The 17,487-nt window shown below is 71.9% G+C and carries 16 protein-coding genes; 10 read left to right on the forward strand and 6 right to left on the reverse strand.

The annotated features are described in order from the left end of the window. Window positions 1–10: 10 nt before the first annotated feature. Window positions 11–1,243 (reverse strand): pyridoxal phosphate-dependent aminotransferase, encoded by a 1,233-nt coding sequence (locus ACWGIH_RS34230; RefSeq protein ID WP_453446078.1) that lies wholly within the window; start codon window positions 1,241–1,243, stop codon window positions 11–13. Window positions 1,244–1,947: 704 nt separating this feature from the next. Between ACWGIH_RS34230 and ACWGIH_RS34235 the strand changes: the two genes are divergently transcribed. The 10 genes from ACWGIH_RS34235 (at window position 1,948) to ACWGIH_RS34280 (ending at window position 11,369) form a co-directional block, all read left to right on the forward strand. Beyond that, a complete protein-coding gene (locus ACWGIH_RS34235; RefSeq protein ID WP_453446080.1) occupies window positions 1,948–2,466 on the forward strand; it encodes a DUF2617 family protein in 519 nt (172 codons plus the stop codon). Window positions 2,467–2,564: 98 nt separating this feature from the next. Continuing rightward, window positions 2,565–4,133, forward strand: coding sequence for a polyamine aminopropyltransferase (locus tag ACWGIH_RS34240; RefSeq protein ID WP_453446081.1), 1,569 nt, complete (start codon window positions 2,565–2,567; stop codon window positions 4,131–4,133). A 46-nt stretch (window positions 4,134–4,179) separates the two neighbouring features. Then, window positions 4,180–4,959, forward strand: a complete 780-nt coding sequence (locus ACWGIH_RS34245) for an SRPBCC family protein (protein WP_453446083.1) — start codon at window positions 4,180–4,182, stop codon at window positions 4,957–4,959. Window positions 4,960–5,161: 202 nt separating this feature from the next. Then, entirely contained in the window at window positions 5,162–5,953 is a 792-nt protein-coding gene (locus tag ACWGIH_RS34250) for an aldose epimerase family protein (RefSeq protein ID WP_453446084.1), read from the forward strand. 30 nt (window positions 5,954–5,983) lie between these two features. After that, window positions 5,984–6,535 carry an orotate phosphoribosyltransferase gene (pyrE, locus tag ACWGIH_RS34255; protein ID WP_351167044.1) on the forward strand — a complete coding sequence of 184 codons (552 nt, stop codon included), beginning with the start codon at window positions 5,984–5,986 and terminating at the stop codon, window positions 6,533–6,535. 131 nt (window positions 6,536–6,666) lie between these two features. Continuing rightward, window positions 6,667–7,698 (forward strand): class II fructose-bisphosphate aldolase, encoded by a 1,032-nt coding sequence (gene fbaA / locus ACWGIH_RS34260; protein ID WP_453446086.1) that lies wholly within the window; start codon window positions 6,667–6,669, stop codon window positions 7,696–7,698. A gap of 102 nt (window positions 7,699–7,800) precedes the next feature. Continuing rightward, the gene (locus ACWGIH_RS34265; protein WP_453446087.1) at window positions 7,801–8,214 is read left to right on the forward strand and encodes a DUF3151 domain-containing protein; all 414 of its coding nucleotides are present in this window, start codon (window positions 7,801–7,803) and stop codon (window positions 8,212–8,214) included. Between the two features lie 156 nt (window positions 8,215–8,370). Then, the gene (locus ACWGIH_RS34270; RefSeq protein ID WP_453446089.1) at window positions 8,371–9,192 is read left to right on the forward strand and encodes a tryptophan 2,3-dioxygenase family protein; all 822 of its coding nucleotides are present in this window, start codon (window positions 8,371–8,373) and stop codon (window positions 9,190–9,192) included. After that, window positions 9,185–10,396, forward strand: coding sequence for a kynureninase (gene kynU / locus ACWGIH_RS34275; protein WP_453446091.1), 1,212 nt, complete (start codon window positions 9,185–9,187; stop codon window positions 10,394–10,396). The genes ACWGIH_RS34270 and kynU overlap by 8 nt, the downstream gene beginning before the upstream one ends. Window positions 10,397–10,493: 97 nt before the next feature. After that, window positions 10,494–11,369, forward strand: a complete 876-nt coding sequence (locus ACWGIH_RS34280) for an alpha/beta hydrolase (RefSeq protein WP_453446093.1) — start codon at window positions 10,494–10,496, stop codon at window positions 11,367–11,369. A 22-nt stretch (window positions 11,370–11,391) separates the two neighbouring features. On the opposite strand, the gene ACWGIH_RS34285 is transcribed toward ACWGIH_RS34280, so the two are convergent. The 5 genes from ACWGIH_RS34285 to ACWGIH_RS34305 all read right to left on the reverse strand — a co-directional run bounded on the left by ACWGIH_RS34285 (window position 11,392) and on the right by ACWGIH_RS34305 (window position 17,444). Beyond that, window positions 11,392–12,609 (reverse strand): cytochrome P450, encoded by a 1,218-nt coding sequence (locus ACWGIH_RS34285; protein WP_453446094.1) that lies wholly within the window; start codon window positions 12,607–12,609, stop codon window positions 11,392–11,394. A 56-nt stretch (window positions 12,610–12,665) separates the two neighbouring features. Beyond that, window positions 12,666–13,334 (reverse strand): response regulator transcription factor, encoded by a 669-nt coding sequence (locus ACWGIH_RS34290; protein ID WP_363210464.1) that lies wholly within the window; start codon window positions 13,332–13,334, stop codon window positions 12,666–12,668. Next, the gene (locus tag ACWGIH_RS34295) at window positions 13,331–14,659 is read right to left on the reverse strand and encodes a sensor histidine kinase (RefSeq protein ID WP_453446096.1); all 1,329 of its coding nucleotides are present in this window, start codon (window positions 14,657–14,659) and stop codon (window positions 13,331–13,333) included. The genes ACWGIH_RS34290 and ACWGIH_RS34295 overlap by 4 nt, the downstream gene beginning before the upstream one ends. Window positions 14,660–14,934: 275 nt before the next feature. Then, the gene (locus tag ACWGIH_RS34300; RefSeq protein WP_453446098.1) at window positions 14,935–16,545 is read right to left on the reverse strand and encodes an ABC transporter permease; all 1,611 of its coding nucleotides are present in this window, start codon (window positions 16,543–16,545) and stop codon (window positions 14,935–14,937) included. Then, window positions 16,542–17,444, reverse strand: coding sequence for an ABC transporter ATP-binding protein (locus ACWGIH_RS34305; RefSeq protein ID WP_453446100.1), 903 nt, complete (start codon window positions 17,442–17,444; stop codon window positions 16,542–16,544). The genes ACWGIH_RS34300 and ACWGIH_RS34305 overlap by 4 nt, the downstream gene beginning before the upstream one ends. Window positions 17,445–17,487: the final 43 nt, after the last annotated feature.

The raw sequence follows: 17,487 nt of genomic DNA on the forward strand, positions 1-17,487 counted from the left end.
GGCTTTCGTGTCACAGCGACTTGAGCCGGGAGACCGCCTCGGCAAGGACCTCGTCCTTCTTGCAGAACGCGAAGCGCACGAACGGCGCCCCCGCCTCCCGGTGGTCGTAGAAGACCGCGTTCGGGATGGCGACCACGCCGGCGCGCTCGGGCAGGGCACGGCAGAAGGCGAAGCCGTCGGTCTCTCCCAGGCCCCGGATGTCGGTCGTGACGAAGTACGTGCCCGCCGGGCGGTAGACGTCGAAGCCCGCGGCCGTCAGGCCCTCGCTCAACAGGTCCCGCTTGGCACGCATGCCCTCGGCGAAGGACGCGAAGTACGAGTCGGGCAGGGCCAGGGCCTCCGCGATCGCGTACTGGAACGGGCCCGCCGACACGTAGGTGAGGAACTGCTTCGCCGAGCGGACCGCCGTCACGAGCTCCGGCGACGAGGTGATCCAGCCGACCTTCCAGCCGGTGTACGAGAACGTCTTGCCGCTCGAACCGATCGTGACCGTGCGCTCGCGCATGCCGGGGAAGGAGGCGAGGGGGATGTGCTCCGTGCCCTCGCCGTCGTCGAAGACCAGGTGCTCGTACACCTCGTCCGTGACCACGAGCAGGTCACGCTCGACGGCGAGCCGCGCGATCTCGGCGAGCTCCGAGCGGGTCAGGACCGTGCCGGTCGGGTTGTGCGGGGTGTTCAGGAGCAGCAGCCGGGTGTGGGGCGTGATGGCGTCGCGCAGCTCGTCCAGGTCGAGGCGGAAGTGTCGATCGGCGGCTCCGCCGCGGGGCCCCTCGGCCGCGTCGGGGCGCAGCGTCACGGGGACCCGCTTGCCCCCGGCGAGGGCGATCGACGCCGCGTACGAGTCGTAGTACGGCTCCAGGGCGATGACCTCGTCGCCGGGCTCGACCAGGGCGAGCAGCGACGCGGCGATCGCCTCGGTGGCGCCCGCCGTGACCAGGACCTCCCGGTCGGGGTCGTACGCGAGGCCGTACCTTCGCTGCTGGTGCGCGACGATCGCCGCGCGGAGCTCGGGGACACCGGGGCCCGGCGGGTACTGATTGCCGCGGCCGTCGCGCAGGGCACGGACCGCGGCTTCGCGGATCTCCTCGGGACCGTCCGTGTCGGGGAAGCCCTGGCCGAGGTTGATGGCCCCCGTTTTCACCGCCAGCGCGGACATCTCGGCGAAAATCGTCGTCCCGAACTCGGCAAGGCGGCGGTTGAGCAGCGGGCGCCCGCTCCCGGATGTGGAGGTCATGGCCGCCATCCTGCGCCGAACCTCTGGAGTTCCTCAACTCTGCTTTGGGCCGGGTTACGGGAGGGCATTCCCCTTTCACGCAAGAACAGCACAAGAGAAGGCGGACCCACGGGGGGCCTGCTTCGGGGGAACGGAAAGGGGCGTGGAGGTCATGGTCTTGGTCTTCGTGTTTGTCGCGGTGGGTCTGGTCGTCGCACTCGCGGTGTACGCCGGCCGGGGGAGCCGTGGCCGCTCGCACTCCGGTGCGGCCGGTGCGACTGGTTCCGGCGGCAGCTGGTGGGCCGGTGGTGGTGACAGCGGCGGCCACGGCGGTGGCTCCTGTGGTGGCGGTTCGTCCTGCGGCAGCAGCTCTTCGTGCGGCGGTGGCGGTGGCGGTTGTGGCGGTGGCGGAGGCAGCTGACACGGGGCAGCTGGTCCGTCCATCTGTTGAAGTGCCCGGCAGGAGACAACTCCTGCCGGGCACTTCGTCATTGACTCATTGAACAGTTGAACTGTGCAGCCCCCGCGGGGGTGGAAACCCTCCGAAGTTGGGTAAAAGCGCTGTGGCAGGGCAGCAGTCCATGATTCCCTCTTAACCGTCAGCACCGCCCCCGTAGGGACGACTTGGGGCAACAGGTCGTTCGCCCTCGTGGGCACGAGCCGGCATACCGACCACCCGTTCTCCGACCGGGTGCGCCGGCACCCCCTCCATTGCGTGTTAGCGGAGCCGACCCATGCTCACGACCCTGAAGACTGTCTATACCGACACGTGCGCCGCGGACCTCGCCTGGACCCTTGGGCGTGAGCCGCTGCCCGCACTCGCCACACTCGAACTGGATCTTGCCGACGCGAGAATGGAGCTGAGGCTCCTCGGGGCCTCGCACCAGGTGATCCTCGAGGAGGAACAGGGCACCTGTTCCGAGACCGTCGCCTGCATCCCCGGCAGCAGTACGCCGCTTCCGCTCGGTGTCTCCAAGCGCCTCGGCGAGTGGGAGTACGAATTCGCGGCGCGCGTCGAGACCCTTTCGCGCGGCCAGTTCGCGGGCCGCGCACAGGAATTGCTCGCTCTGGTGGCCGAGCATCCGCACGGCCTCGCCGGGGTCTTCCCCGGCAGTCCGCACGCGTTCACGGCCATGCTGGCGCAGCGGCACGAAGGCGCGGTGCAATGGCGCACCTGGCACGCCTACCCGCAGGACGGGCAACTCGTGGCCACCCGCACCCGGGTGGGCGTGCGGATGCCGGCAGTGCTCTGACTGCGCTCTGACCGCCGCGCCCCATATACACCTCTGGCGCCGAGATGCACCCTTGTGGGTGACCAGGTGTGCGAGTCCGGTGACGTAGCGTTCCCAGGATGATCGAGCCGTCAACGGATTTACCGGTGACGCCCAGGACGGGGCGGTTCTTCGTCCTGGTGGGCGTCTTCATCTGTGCGGCGTGCGGTCTGGTGTACGAACTCGAACTCGTCGCCCTCGCCTCGTACTTGATCGGCGACTCGGTCACCCAGGCGTCGGTGGTCCTCTCGGTGATGGTCTTCGCCATGGGCATCGGCTCGCTGCTCGCCAAGCGCCTGAGGTGCCGGGCCGCGGCCGGGTTCGGCCTGGTGGAGGCGGCGCTCGCGCTGGTCGGCGGACTGAGCGCGATGGCGTTGTACGCGGCGTTCGCCTGGACCGGCGATCAGGGCGAGGTGTGGGCGGGCGGCTCGCGGTATCTGCTGGTCGCCTTCTCGCTCGCCATCGGCCTGCTCATCGGCGCCGAGGTGCCGCTGCTCATGGTGCTCATGCAGCGGATCAGACGGCAGGACCCCAGCGGCGCCGTGTCCGATCTCTTCGCCGCCGACTATGTGGGCGCGCTGGTCGGCGGACTCGCCTTCCCCTTCCTCATGCTTCCCCTGCTCGGCCAGTTGACCGGTGCGCTGATCACCGGCGCGGTCAACGTGGTCGCGGGCTGCGCGCTCGTGTTCGGTCTGTTCCGCCGTGATCTGAGCGTGCGCGGCCGCTGGGTCCTCGTCGTCGCGAACGTCACGGTTCTCGGCCTGCTCGCCTCCGCCGCCGTCCTCGTCGGCGATTTCGAGGCGGCGGCCCGCCGGGCGGTCTACGGCAAGGACGTCCGGGTCGCCGTGCAGACCGACGTCCAGGAAGTCGTCCTCACCGGCGGCAGGCACGATTCTCTGGACCTCTACCTCGACGGGCGCCTTCGGGTCAGCGGCCGTGACGAGCACCGCTACCACCGGGCGCTCGTCGGCCCCGCGATGGCCGGACGGCACGCGCGCGTGCTGGTCCTCGGCGGCGGCGACGGCCTCGCGGCGCGCGAGGTGCTGCGGCATCCCGGGGTGCGGCGGGTGGACGTCGTCGAACTCGACCCGGGGGTCGTGCGGTTGGCGCGCCGGGATCCGGCGCTGAGCGAGCTGAACGAACACGTGTACAGCGACCCCCGGGTGCGGGTCGTGCACGCCGACGCGTTCCACTGGCTGCGCTCGCCCCCTCGTACGTACGACGTGGTGATCTCCGATCTGCCCGACCCCGGCATCACCGCGAGCGCCAAGTTCTACTCCCAGGAGTTCTACGGCCTGGCGTGGCGGGCCCTGGCCGACGGCGGGCGGCTCGCCGTGCACGCCGGGCCGATGGCCGACCGGCCCCGCGTCTTCTGGACGGTGGACGCCACGCTGCGGGCGGCCGGGCTGTTCACCGCGCCGTATCGCGTGGACGGCAGGATCTCCGGGTTCGCGGCGGGCCCCGAGCGGGAGCCGGGCGGCGCGTCCGCGCCCCGCGACTGGGGCTTCGTCCTGGCGGGCAGGTCCCGCCCGGCCCTCGAACCGCCCGGGACGGCGGCGCTGCTGAGGGTGAGCGTGGAGTCCGCCGAACGGACGCGGATGCGGGGTCTGAACCCCTCCACACTGGTGCACCCGCGGTACGCGAACTGACGAACTGACGTACATGTTCTCGGCCACGTGGGTAGGCTCGACTGCCATGGAGCATGAGGTGTTCGTTCCGGTTACCGTCGACCGTCTTCAGCAGGTGCTGAACGACCCCGCGCAGGTCGCCGGGGCGGTGCCCGGACTGCAGCGCGACGCCGACGAGTCCGCGTCGCCGCTCTCCGGCCGTCTCAAGGTGCGGGTCGGCGGGCACACGATCACGTACCGGGGCGCGGCGCGGGTCGCTCCGCGCGGCGACGGCTCCTTCGCGATCGAGGGCGAGGGCGTGGAGGTGCGGGGCGGCGGCACCGTGAAGTTCTCGCTGACGGTGCGGCTCGATCCCGCCGAGGACGGCGCCGCGACGCAGGTGGTCTTCTCCGGCACGGGTGCGGGGGAGGGGCGCGTCACCGAAAGTTCTCCACAGGCTGTGGAGGGGGCGGTGCGTCGGCTCCTCGACCGGTTCGGGGAGGCGCTCGGGCGGGTGGCCGAGCCTGCGCCCGAGGCTGCGGCCGCACCTGAGCCGGTGGTGGTCGAGCCCGTCGAGGCGGCCTCCGTCTTCGAGACGGACGTGCCGCCGTCGTCGTTCGACGAGGACGACGCCGACGACGTCGAGGAGATCTTGGTGCCGCCCGCGGAGGCCGCGCATGCCCGGCGGACGATGATCGGCCGGAGTGCCGAGGAGGTCGACCACGCGCCGCCCCGGGGGCGGTACGCCCCGGCCCCCGCCGCGGAGTCGCTGTCGAGCTCCGCCACGCTGCGGTGGGCCGCGCCCGCTGCGGCGGTGGTGCTGGCCTCGGCGATCGTCGCGGGACGGGTGCTTCGGCGTAGGCGTTGAGTTTCCCCGACCCCGCCCCTTCCCGAAAACGCGCTCGGCGCGAGGGCCTTGGTCGCCGTCATCACCGGCTTCGCCGAGTTCGTCCTCAAACGCCGGACGGGCTGGATAGGCCTTGGTCGCCGTCATCACCGGCCTCGCCGAGTTCGTCCTCTGACGCCGGACGGGCTGGAGGGGGCAAATCTGTGCCCGTAGGGTCGACCCCGTGAGTAGCGACGAAGACGTGACACTGTCCGCAGGCGACGTGGAAGTTACCGTGCAGGCCGGGAACGGCTGCCGGGTGGGGAGCCTTCGGGTCGGCGGGACGGAACTGCTGAGGCAAGGGGCGCGCTACGGCTGCTTCCCCATGGCCCCCTGGGCCGGCCGCATCCGCGAGGGCATGTTCCGCAACGGCGGCACGACCCACCAGATGCCCCTCAACTCCCCGCCCCACGCCATCCACGGTTTCGCGCGGGACGCCGTCTGGCGCACGGCCCGCGCCGGCAAGAGCGAGGCCGCGTTCACGTACGACCTGACCGACCCCTGGCCCTACGAAGGCCGCGTCACGCAGATCGTCGCCCTCACCGAGGACTCCCTCACCCTCACGCTCGGCATCGAGACGTACGGCGACTCCTTCCCCGCCCAGGTGGGCTGGCACCCGTGGTTCAACCGCAACCTGGGGCAGGACGACGTGCGCGTCGACTTCGACGCCGCCTGGCAGGAGGAGCGCGGCGACGACCACCTCCCCACCGGCAACCGCGTCGCCCCCACCCCCGGCCCCTGGGACGACTGCTTCGGGATGCCCGACGGCGTCGACGTCACCCTGACCTGGCCCGAGCAGCTCGCGCTCACGGTGAAGAGCCGCGAGCAGTGGGTCGTGGTGTACGACGAGCAGGAGGCCGCCGTGTGCGTCGAGCCGCAGACCGGCCCGCCGAACGGGCTCAACACCCTGCCGCGCCTCGTCACCCCCATCGAGCCCCTCGAGGCGACGACGACCTGGACCTGGACGCGGCTCTGAGCCCCTGGACGCGGCTTTAAGCTGACAGGCATGACTGACGACGTACGTGGCGCGCTGCTGCAGCAGATCAAGGACAAGGCCGTGGTGCACGGCAAGGTGACCCTCTCCTCGGGTCTCGAGGCCGATTACTACATCGACCTGCGCCGCATCACCCTGGACGGCGAGGCCGCGCCCCTGGTCGGCCAGGTGCTTCTCGACCTCACCGCCGACCTGGACTTCGACGCCGTGGGCGGCCTCACCATGGGCGCCGACCCCGTCGCCGGCGCGATGCTGCACGCCTCCGCCGCGCGCGGCAAGCGCCTTGACGCCTTCGTCGTGCGCAAGGCCGCCAAGGCGCACGGCATGCAGCGCCGCGTCGAGGGGCCGGACATCAAGGGGCGCCGCGTTCTCGTCGTCGAGGACACCTCCACCACCGGCGGCTCCCCGCTCACCGCCGTCGAGGCCGTGCGCGAGGCGGGTGCCGAGGTCGTGGGCGTCGCGACCATCGTGGACCGCGCCACCGGTGCCGGCGAGAAGATCACCGACGGCGCCGGGGTCCCGTACCTCTTCGCGTACTCCAAGGACGACCTCGGCCTGGACTAGAGCCGGACCGGTTCCGGTATGTGGCGGGCGGCCTGAGCCGCCCGGCAGATCTGGAAAGATGGGGGCGACGATGACGTCGCCCCCTTAGGTCAGGGCCAAGCACACACCCGCACATCACAAGGAGCGGACACATGCCCATCGCAACCCCCGAGGTCTACGCCGAGATGCTGGACCGGGCGAAGGCAGGCAAGTTCGCCTACCCGGCCATCAACGTGACCTCCTCGCAGACGCTGCACGCCGCACTGCGCGGTTTCGCGGAGGCCGAGAGCGACGGCATCATCCAGATCTCCACCGGTGGTGCGGAGTTCCTGGGCGGCCAGCACAACAAGGACATGGTGACGGGCGCCGTGGCCCTCGCCGAGTTCGCGCACATCGTCGCCGCGAAGTACGACATCACCGTCGCGCTGCACACCGACCACTGCCCCAAGGACAAGCTGGACACGTACGTCCGTCCGCTGCTCGACGTCTCCGCCGAGCGCGTCAAGGCCGGCCGTAACCCGCTCTTCCAGTCGCACATGTGGGACGGCTCCGCCGAGACCCTCGCCGACAACCTGGCCATCGGCCAGGAGCTGCTCGCGAAGGCCGCCGCCGCGAAGATCATCCTTGAGGTGGAGATCACCCCGACCGGTGGCGAGGAGGACGGCGTCACGCACGAGATCAACGACGAGCTCTACACGACCGTCGACGACGCGCTGCGTACGGCCGAGGCCCTCGGCCTGGGCGAGAAGGGCCGCTACCTCCTGGCCGCGTCCTTCGGCAACGTCCACGGCGTCTACAAGCCGGGCAACGTCGTCCTGCGCCCCGAGCTCCTGAAGGACCTCCAGGAGGGCGTCGCCGCCAAGCACGGCAAGCCCGCGGGCGCGCAGCCGTTCGACTTCGTCTTCCACGGCGGCTCCGGCTCGACCGCCGAGGAGATCGCGACCGCCCTGGAGAACGGCGTCGTGAAGATGAACCTCGACACGGACACGCAGTACGCCTTCACGCGTCCCGTCGCGGACCACATGTTCAAGAACTACGACGGCGTCCTGAAGGTCGACGGCGAGGTCGGCTCGAAGAAGACGTACGACCCCCGCACCTGGGGCAAGGCCGCCGAGGCGGGCATGGCCAAGCGTGTCACCGAGGCGTGCGCGAACCTGCGCTCCACGGGCACGAAGCTGAAGTAGGCACCCGGGCTCAGCCCATTTTTCGCGCCGGAGGGCCCGGTACCCCGTTCCAGGACGGGGTACCGGGCCCTTCGCGTGGCGCCATGCCGCAGACTGGAACCCATGGCCATTCACAAGGATCTGCTCGGGGGACCGCCCCCGACCCACCTGCCCGACGACCCGGAGCCGCGCGAGCTGCTCGCGAACGGGGCGGTGCCCGCGGACGTCGCGGCGAAGTACCCCACCTCCTCCCTCGCCTGGGCGCAGCTCGCCGACGAGGCGTTCGAGCGGGGCAGCGTCGTCGAGTCGTACGCGTACGCCCGCACCGGCTACCACCGCGGCCTCGACTCGCTGCGCCGCAGCGGCTGGAAGGGCCACGGCCCGGTGCCGTGGGAGCACGAGCCGAACCGCGGCTTCCTGCGGGCCCTGCACGGCCTCGCGCGCGCCGCGCAGTCCATCGGCGAGCAGGAGGAGTACGAGCGCTGCGCCGGCTTCCTGCGGGACTCCTCGGAGACGGCCGCGGACACCCTGGGCTAGTCCCCGCACGTGCGTGACCTGCCTGGACGCCGCTGTGACCAGGCAGGTCTTGCCGTTTCGTGGGATGTTGCAGAGGATGCCGGTGGGGACCGGGGCCCCCGTGTCGGTAACGGCAGGGGCGGACCGCTACCCGGAGTACGTATCAAGGAGATCGCGATGTCCCAAGACGCGGACACCCCGAACCTCGACTTCGCAGGAACCACCCCGTACGAGGACTACGTCCAGGCGGACGTCCTCACGCACCTCCAGCACCTGCGCTCCGACGACCCCGGAGAAATGGTCTTCCTGGTCACCACCCAGGTCATGGAGCTGTGGTTCACGGTCATCGTGCACGAGTGGGAGACCGCGTCGCACGCCCTGCGCCGCGACGAGATCCCCACCGCCGTGGCCGCGCTCAAGCGCAGCCTGCGCGAGCTGGAGGCGCTGAACGCCTCCTGGCGCCCGCTGGCGCAGCTCACCCCCGCCCAGTTCAACTCCTACCGTGGCGCGCTCGGCGAGGGGTCCGGATTCCAGTCCGCGATGTACCGCCGCATGGAGTTCCTGCTCGGCGACAAGTCCGCGTCCATGCTGGTGCCGCACCGGGGCGCGCCGCGCGTCCACGCGGAGCTGGAGAAGGCGCTCCAGGAGCCGAGCCTGTACGACGAGGTCCTCGCCCTGCTCGCCCGCCGCGGCCACGCCGTCCCGGACGCGGTGCTGCAGCGCGACCTGACGAAGAAGTACGAGCCGTCGCCCGAGGTCGAGCAGGTGTGGACCGACCTCTACGCGGGCGACGAGAGCGATGAACTGGCGCGCCTCGGCGAGGTGTTGACGGACGTCGCCGAGCTGGTGTGGCGCTGGCGCAACGACCACCTGGTGGCGACCCGGCGCGCGATGGGCTCCAAGACGGGCACGGGCGGCTCGGCCGGTGTGGCCTGGCTGGAGAAGCGCGCGACGAAGAACGTGTTCCCCGAGCTGTGGACTGCGAGGAGTCATGTCTGAGGCCGACCTCAAGGCGCAGGCGGCGAAGCGGGACGGCGACGACGAACTCGGCGCCAAGCGCGCGGAGTTCGTCCTGGACGACACCGTCTACCTGGACGGGAATTCGCTGGGCGCCCTGCCGGGACACGTCCAGGAGCGGGTCGCCGACGTCATCTCCCGGCAGTGGGGGCAGCTCCGCATCCGCTCCTGGGACGAGAGCGGCTGGTGGACCGCCCCCGAGCGGATCGGCGACCGCATAGCCCCGCTCGTGGGAGCCGCCCCCGGCCAGATCGTCGTCGGCGACTCCACGAGCGTGAACGTCTTCAAGGCGCTGGTGGCCGCCGTACGCATGGTCCGTGACCCGGACGAGGGGCGGGACGAGATCGTCGTTGACGCGACGACCTTCCCCACGGACGGGTACATCGCCGAGTCCGCGGCGCGCCTGACGGGCTGCCGTCTGGTGCCGGTCGCCCCGGGCGAGGTGCGCGACGTCCTCGGCCCGCGCACGGCCGTGGTCCTGCTCAATCACGCCGACTACCGCACGGGACGGCTGCACGATCTGCCCGGCCTCACGGCGGCCGTGCACGACGCGGGCGCGCTCGTGGTCTGGGACCTGTGCCACACCGCGGGCGCGCTGCCCGTCGGCCTCGACGCGCACGGCGTCGACCTCGCGGTCGGGTGCACGTACAAGTACCTGAACGGGGGGCCGGGCTCGCCTGCCTACATCTACGTACGGGCGGATCTGCAGCCCCGCTTCGACTCCCCGCTGCCCGGCTGGAACTCGCACGCCGAGCCCTTCGGGATGCGGCCGGAGTTCGAGGCGGCGGACGGTGCCCTGCGGGGGCGGGTCGGTACGCCGGACATCCTGTCGATGCTGGCGCTCGACGCGGCGCTCGACGTCTGGGACGGCGTGTCCGTCGAGGCGGTGCGGGCCAAGTCCCTCGCCCTGACGGACTTCTTCGTCGAGTGCGTGCGGGCCTATGTGCCCGAGGGCCGGGTCGAGGTGCTCACCCCGGCGGCGCACGCCGAGCGCGGCAGCCAGGTCGCCCTGCGGTGCCACGGGGCGGGTGACGTGATGCGGCGCCTCATCGAGCAGGGCGTGGTCGGTGACTTCCGGGCGCCGGACGTCCTGCGGTTCGGCTTCACGCCGCTGTACGTCGGCTTCGCCGATGTGGAGCGGGCGGCGGGCGTGCTCGCGCGGACGCTGGACGACTCCGTGAGCTGACGGCGGCAGCCGTTACCGGGCAGGGGCGGGGTAGGGGAAGATCAACCGAACACCCCGCCCCAGCCCCTGGCACCCAACCCCGCAGAGAGGCCCTCGCATGCCGGACGACGCCGCCGTGGCCCGCGATGCCGCCGAGGCCGACGCCGCCTTCTCGCACCCAGCGGTGACTCCCGACACCACCGCCGCGTATGGCGAACACGCCGACCAGGTGATCGACTTCTACGAACCCCGGACCGGCGGCGACGCCCCGGCCCCGCTGGTCGTCGTGCTGCACGGCGGCGCCTGGCGTGCTCCGTACGACCGTCAGCACATCACGCCCTTCGCGGACTTCCTCGCGCGGCGCGGCTTCGCCGTGGCCAACGTCGAGTACCGCCGCGGAAGTTCGATCCCCGCCCAGGGCGAAGGGCCCGTCGCGGGACGCTGGCCCGAGACCTTCGACGACGTGGCCGCCGCCTTCGACGCGCTGCCGGGCCTCGTACGGGAGCATCTGCCGCTGGCCGACACGCGCCGCACCGTGGTGACCGGTCACTCCGCGGGCGGGCACCTCGCCCTGTGGGCCGCCGCCCGCCATGTCCTGCCCGAGGGGTCCCCGTGGCGCATCGGCCGGCCGGCCCCCTTCCGCGGTGTCGTGGCCCTCGCGCCCATCGCCGACCTGCGTGCGGCGCAGGAGCTCGGCGTCTGCTCGGACGCCTCCCTGCAACTGCTCGGCGGTGCGGGGAAGTTCGAGGAGCGGCTGCCGCACGCCGACCCGGCGGCCCTGCTGCCGACCGGCATCGCCACGACCGTCGTCCAGGGGCGCACCGACATCGTCGTGCCGCAGGCCGTCGCCGAGGCGTACGCGGACGCGGCGGCCAAGGCGGGCGAGGTCGTCGGGGTGACGCTTCTCGAAGAGGTCGGGCACTTCCCGCTGATCGACCCGGCCGCCGACGCGTGCGCGGTGGTGGCGGAGGAGATCGCGCAGCTGGCGTTCTGAGGCTTCTGCAGCTGCGGGGGGCTCAGACCTCCACGAGCAGTTCCCGCAGCCCCCGGATCACGAAGTTGGGCCTGCGCTCGGGCTCCGCGGCGAGCGTCAGGCCCGGCGCCCGGCGCAGCAACGCGCCCAGAGACGCCGCGAGTTCGATCCGGGCCAGGGGTGCGCCGATGCAGTAGTGGATGCCCGCGCTGAAGGAGATGTGCGGGTTATCGGCGCGGGCCAGGTCCAGTTCGGCGGGGGCGGCGAACACCGCGGGGTCGTGGTTCGCGGAGCCGAAGAGGAGGGCGACCTCGCTGCCGCGCGGGATCACGGTGCCGTCGATCTCGATGTCGTCGAGGACCCATCGCTCGAAGAGCTGCAGCGGGGTGTCGTACCGCATCAACTCCTCCACGGCGGTGGGGATCAGACGCCCGGGGTCCGCGCGCAGGGCGGCCAGTTGGGCGGGGTTCCTGAAGAGCGCGTACCAGCCGTTGACGGTGGCGTTGACCGTCGCCTCGTGCCCCGCGTTGAGCAGCAGCACACAGGTGGAGATCATCTCCTGCTCGCTGAGGGACTCTCCTTCGTCGTGTGCGGCGATGAGCCCCGAGATCAGGTCGTCGCCCGGCTTCTCGCGGCGCGCGGCGATGAGTTCGCGCAGGTACGCGGAGAATGCGAGCGAGGCCCTGACCGCGCGGCCCGCGGTCTCGTCGGACGGGCTCAGCTCGTACATCCCGCAGATGTCCGCCGACCAGGGCCGCAGCTGGTCCCGGTCGCTCTCCGGGATGCCGAGCATCTGGGCGATCACCGCGACGGGCAGCGGCTCGGCGACGCGGGCGGCGAGGTCCCCGCCCCCGTCGTCCACCAGCTCCCGTACCAGCTGGTCCGCCAACTCCCGTACATATGGCTTGAGTTGCGCGACCGTGCGCGGAGTGAACGCCTTCGACACCAGGCGCCGGATGCGGGTGTGGGTCGGGGCCTCCAGGTCGAGCATGCCGTTGTCGTTCAGGACGTGGAACGGCTCGTGCTCGGGCGGCGGGGCCTGCCGCCCGAACTCCTCGTGCGTGAAACGGTGCAGATAGGTGCGCCCGAGCCGCCGGTCCCGCAGCAGCGCGGACACGTCGGCGTGGTGCGGGATCAGCCACTGGTCGGTGGGTTCGAAGTGGTGGACCCGCCCGGCGGCCCGCAGCCGCGCGTAGGCCGGGTAGGGGTCGGCGACGAACTCGGCCGACCAGGGGGAGAATTCGGCGAGGGGGGCGTCCATAGGGGGACGTTAGGCGCTGTCGGCCCGGCCGGGAAGGGCTGCCCGCCGCTCGGCCGTCAGCCCGGGGTGACCAGCCGTGCCTCGTATGCGAAGACCGCCGCCTGGGTGCGGTCGCGCAGGCCCAGTTTCACCAGGACGCGGCTCACGTGGGTCTTGATGGTGGACTCGGCGACGACGAGGCGCGAGGCGATCTCGCCGTTGGACAGGCCCTGGGCGATGAGGACGAGCACCTCCGTCTCGCGCTCGGTGAGCTCGCCGTACTGCTGCGCCTGCACCGTCGCCGAGAGGCGCGGCGTCTCGCCCAGCTTGGAGAACTCCGTGATGAGGCGGCGGGTCACGGAGGGCGCGAGCAGGGCCTCGCCCGCGGCCACCACCCGTACGCCGTCCGCGAGCTGGCGTGCCGAGGCGTCCTTCAGGAGGAAGCCGGACGCACCGGCCCGCAACGCCTGGTAGACGTACTCGTCGAGGTCGAACGTGGTGAGGACGAGGACCTTCGACGTGACGTCGGCCGCGACGATCTCGCGGGTGGCCTCGATGCCGTTCAGCTCGGGCATGCGGATGTCCATCAGGACGACGTCCGGGTTGAGCTCGCGGACGCGGTCGACCGCCTCGCGGCCGTTGACGGCCTCGCCCACGACCTCGAAGTCCGGCATCGCGTTGAGCAGGACCGAGAAGCCTTCGCGGACCATCATCTGGTCGTCGGCGATCAGTACGCGGATCGTCATTCCTGGCCTCCGGCCGGTTCGTGCGCGGACGCGACCGGCAGGAAGACGGTGACCTCGTAGCCCCCGTCGGCGGTCTCCGCGGTCGTCATCTCGCCGTCCAGCATCGTGACACGCTCGCGCATGCCGGTGAGACCGTGCCCCGCTCCGGGCGAGGGCTTGACCAGGCCGGTCGCCGGGCCGTTGACGATGCGCAGGCCGAGGCCGCCCAGCACATAGCCGACCTCGACGCGGGCCGTGGCGCCGGGCGCGTGGCGCAGGGTGTTGCTCAGCGCCTCCTGGACGATGCGGTACGCGGAGAGCTCGACGCCCTGCGGGAGTTCGCGGACGGCTCCGGTGACGATCTTCTCGACGTCGAGGCCGGTCTCGCGGACGTTCGCGATGAGCCGGTCGAGGTCGGCCAGGGTGGGCTGCGGGGCGTCCGGCGCCTCGTAGTCCTCCGCGCGTACGACACCGAGGACGCGGCGCAGTTCCGTCAGGGCGGCCACGGCGTTCTCGCGGATCGTGACGAACGCCTGCTCCAGCTCCGGTGGCGGGTTCTCGACGCGGTAGGGGGCGGCCTCCGCCTGGATGGCGACCACGGACATGTGGTGCGCGACGACGTCGTGCAGTTCGCGGGCGATCGTCGTCCGCTCTTCGAGGAGCGTGCGCTTGCCGCGCTCCATCTCGGTGACGGTCCGCTGGGCGCTGACCTCGTGCTTGGCCTCGCGGCGGATGTGCACGAGGGAGGCGGCGAGGAGGGCGAGCGCGGAGACGAAGAGCATCTCCGGGAGGTTGGTGGTGTAGCCGGGGCTGAGGAAGACCTCGGCGGCGATGCCGTACGCCGCCGTGCCGATCCACATCCACGCGCCGGCCCGGGGGCGGGTCCGCAGGGTGATCACCGTCATCACGGTGATGTGCGCGAAGAAGACGCTGTCGGCCCACGGATAGCTGCTGTCCCAGTGGCTGCCGAGGGCGCCGGAGAAGGGCGTGGTCGCGATCAGGACCCACCAGGCGGCGACGGGCCTGAGCAGGGTCATGGCGACGGCGGCGGCCGGAATGAGCCCGGTGAGGACGTAGTCGAGGCCGCCGGTGTCGTCCGCGTAGCCGATGAGGAAGGTGAGGAAGGCGGCGGCGAGGACCGCCGCGTGCGGGGCCCAGCCCGCGTACTGGCGTATGCGGGCGGGGAGGCGCCGGGAAAGGACCCCGTCCGTACGCATCTGGGGCAGTGGCCGGTAGGCGAAGGCACCACGGAAGAGGTCCTGGCGGAGCCCTCCGAGAGCACCCATGGCCAGGCGGAACTCCGGGCTGCGGTTGCTGCCGGGGGCGGTCTTGGTCGCGTCAGTCACGCTTACGAAGGTACGGGGGCGGGGGAGGGGGGTCGTCCCCTCTGGGAGGGGTTCTGCGGGGTCCGCCTCAGGTACTACGGCTGGCCCCTGGGCCTTCACCGGGCGTCGGGGGCGGGGCCCCGTGGCCTTCCCCGGGCGAACGGGCCTTTCCCGCCCACCTGCCCGTTTGCCCCGCGTCTGGGCCCGGGCGAACAGGCCTTCCCGCCCACCCGCCCGTTTGCCCCGCGTCTGGGCCTGGGCGAACAAGCCTTCCCCGGCCGTTGGCGTCGGGCCCGTCACGTGGTCATGTCGCGGTGGCGGAGGCCCGCGAGGCCCGTGGCCGCCAGCGTCGTCGCGGTGGCGAGAAGCGTCCCCACCGGTCCCCACTCCATCGCGGAGCCCGGCACGTTCGGGAGGTGGCCGAACGGAGACACGTCCATCGCCACCTGCGGGAGGTCCAGGGCAGGGCCGATCCAGCCGATCGCCAGGCACACCCCCGCCGCCCCCCACGCCCCCACCGCCACCCGCGGAAACGCCCCCACGAGCAGCACGGCGACGCCCCCCAGCGCCCAGACCGCCGCCACCTGCACCAGGCACGCCCCCAGGATCGGCCCGAGGTCCTTGCCGTATCCGAGGAAGAGTCCGAACCCGCCCACCAGCATCAGCAGCACCGCACCGCCGAAGGCGATCACCAGGTGGCCGGCGGCCCACCGCAGCCGCCCCACCGCGCCCGCGAGGACCGGCTCCGCCCGCTGCGAGGTCTCCTCGCCGTGCAGCCGCAGGACGCAGGCGACCACGTACAGCGAGGCGACCATCCCGAGCAGGCCGACCATCGTGGCGAGGAAGGCTTCCGTGAGGCCGGACTGGCCGCCCATCCGCTCGATGACGTCCCGGGTGTTCCGGTTGTCGCCGACGATGTCCGCCGCCCCCTCGACCATCCCGCCGAAGACGACACCGGCGAGCAGATACCCGAGCGTCCAGCCCAGCACGCTGCCCCGCTGCAACCGCCACGCGAGCCCGCCCGCCGTGCGGATCGCGCCCTTCGCGGGCCCCGGCCGGGTCGGCAGGAAGCTCATGCCGACGTCACGCCGCCCCGCAAGGCCGTACGCGACCGCGCCCTGCGCCACGATCGCGGCGGCGGTCAGGAGCAGCACCCACCACCGCTCACCGGCGTAGGCCCGCAGATTCTCCGTCCAGCCGAGCGGCGAGAGCCAGGTCAGCACGGACTCCCCGCGCTCGCTCCCGGCGTCACCGGCGGCCTTCAGCACGTATGCGGCCCCCAGCGCCCCGGACGTCAGCCCCTTGGCGAGCCGCGCGCTCTCCGTGAGCTGGGCGACGATCGCCGCCGTGGTCGCGAAGAGCATGCCGGTGCCCGCGACGCCGAGGCCGAGCGCGAGGGCCCCGGCCGAGCCCTGCCCGGCCATCCCGCCCGCGACGAGCAGCCCCACGGCCGCGTTCGCCGTGAACGCGGCGAGCAGCGCGGCGGTCAGTGGCGCACGCCGCCCCACCATCGCGGCGGAGAGCATCTCCTGGCGGCCGGTCTCCTCCTCCTCGCGCGTGTGCCGCACGACGATGATCAGGCTCATCACGGCGGCGAGGATCGCGGCGTAGACCCCGATGCGCCAGGCGGACAGCGCGCCGACGGAGTCCCCGAACACCGGCGAGTACAGCGCCCGCATCGAGGAGTTGGCGTTCATCGACCGCATGGCGTCGGCCCGCTCGGCGGCGGTGCCGTACGTCTTCTCCAGGGAGCCCGGCATCGCGAGGACCAGGCCGGCGACGACGGTGATCCAGACGGGCATCATGACGCGGTCGCGGCGCAGGGCGAGCCTCAACAGGGCTCCGGTGCCCGCGAGTCGGCGGGCGGCGCGGGGAGCGAAGCCCGGAGTTCCGGTGACTGCGGTCATCGCGCGACCGCCCCCGCGTCGTCCTGGTAGTGCCGCAGGAAGAGTTCCTCCAGCGTCGGTGGTGTGGAGAGGAGCGAGCGGACCCCGGACTCGGTGAGCGAACGCAGTACGGCGTCCAGCTTGTCGGTGTCGACCTGGAGTGTGACGCGATGCCCGGACACGTCGACATCGTGGACGCCGGGCAGCCGCGCGAGCCCGTTGGGCGGCCCCGCGAGCTCGGCGGTGACGCTGGTCCGCGTCAGATGGCGCAGCTCGGCGAGCGAGCCGGACTCGACGGTCCGCCCCTTCCTGATGATGCTGACGCGGTCGCAGAGCGTCTCCACCTCGCTGAGGATGTGCGAGGACAGGAGGATGGTGCGGCCCCTGTCCCGTTCCTCCTCGACGCACGCCTGGAAGACCTCCTCCATGAGCGGGTCGAGCCCGGAGGTGGGCTCGTCGAGGATCAGCAGGTCGACGTCGGACGCGAAGGCGGCGACCAGGGCGACCTTCTGCCGGTTGCCCTTGGAGTACGTGCGGCCCTTCTTGGTCGGGTCGAGTTCGTACCGCTCGACGAGGTCCGCCCTGCGGGCCCGGTCGAGGCCGCCGCGCAGCTTCCCGTAGAGGTCGATGACCTCGCCGCCGGAGAGGTTGCGCCACAGGGTGATGTCGCCGGGGACGTACGCGACGCGCCGGTGCAGTGCGACCGCGTCACTCCACGGGTCCCCGCCGAGGAGCTGGGCGGCGCCGGAGTCGGCGCGGAGCAGGCCGAGGAGGACGCGGATGGCCGTGGACTTCCCGGCGCCGTTGGGTCCGAGGAAGCCGTGCACCTCGCCCGCCTCGACGTCCAGGTCGAGACCGTCCAGCGCGTGTGTGCGGCCGAACGACTTGTGCAGTCCGGAGACGGTGATTGCCTTCGTCATGTTTCAGAACGTACGCGAACTTCACAAAGTTGTGAAGTTAAGG

This window comes from Streptomyces sp. NPDC054872 (assembly GCF_053610705.1).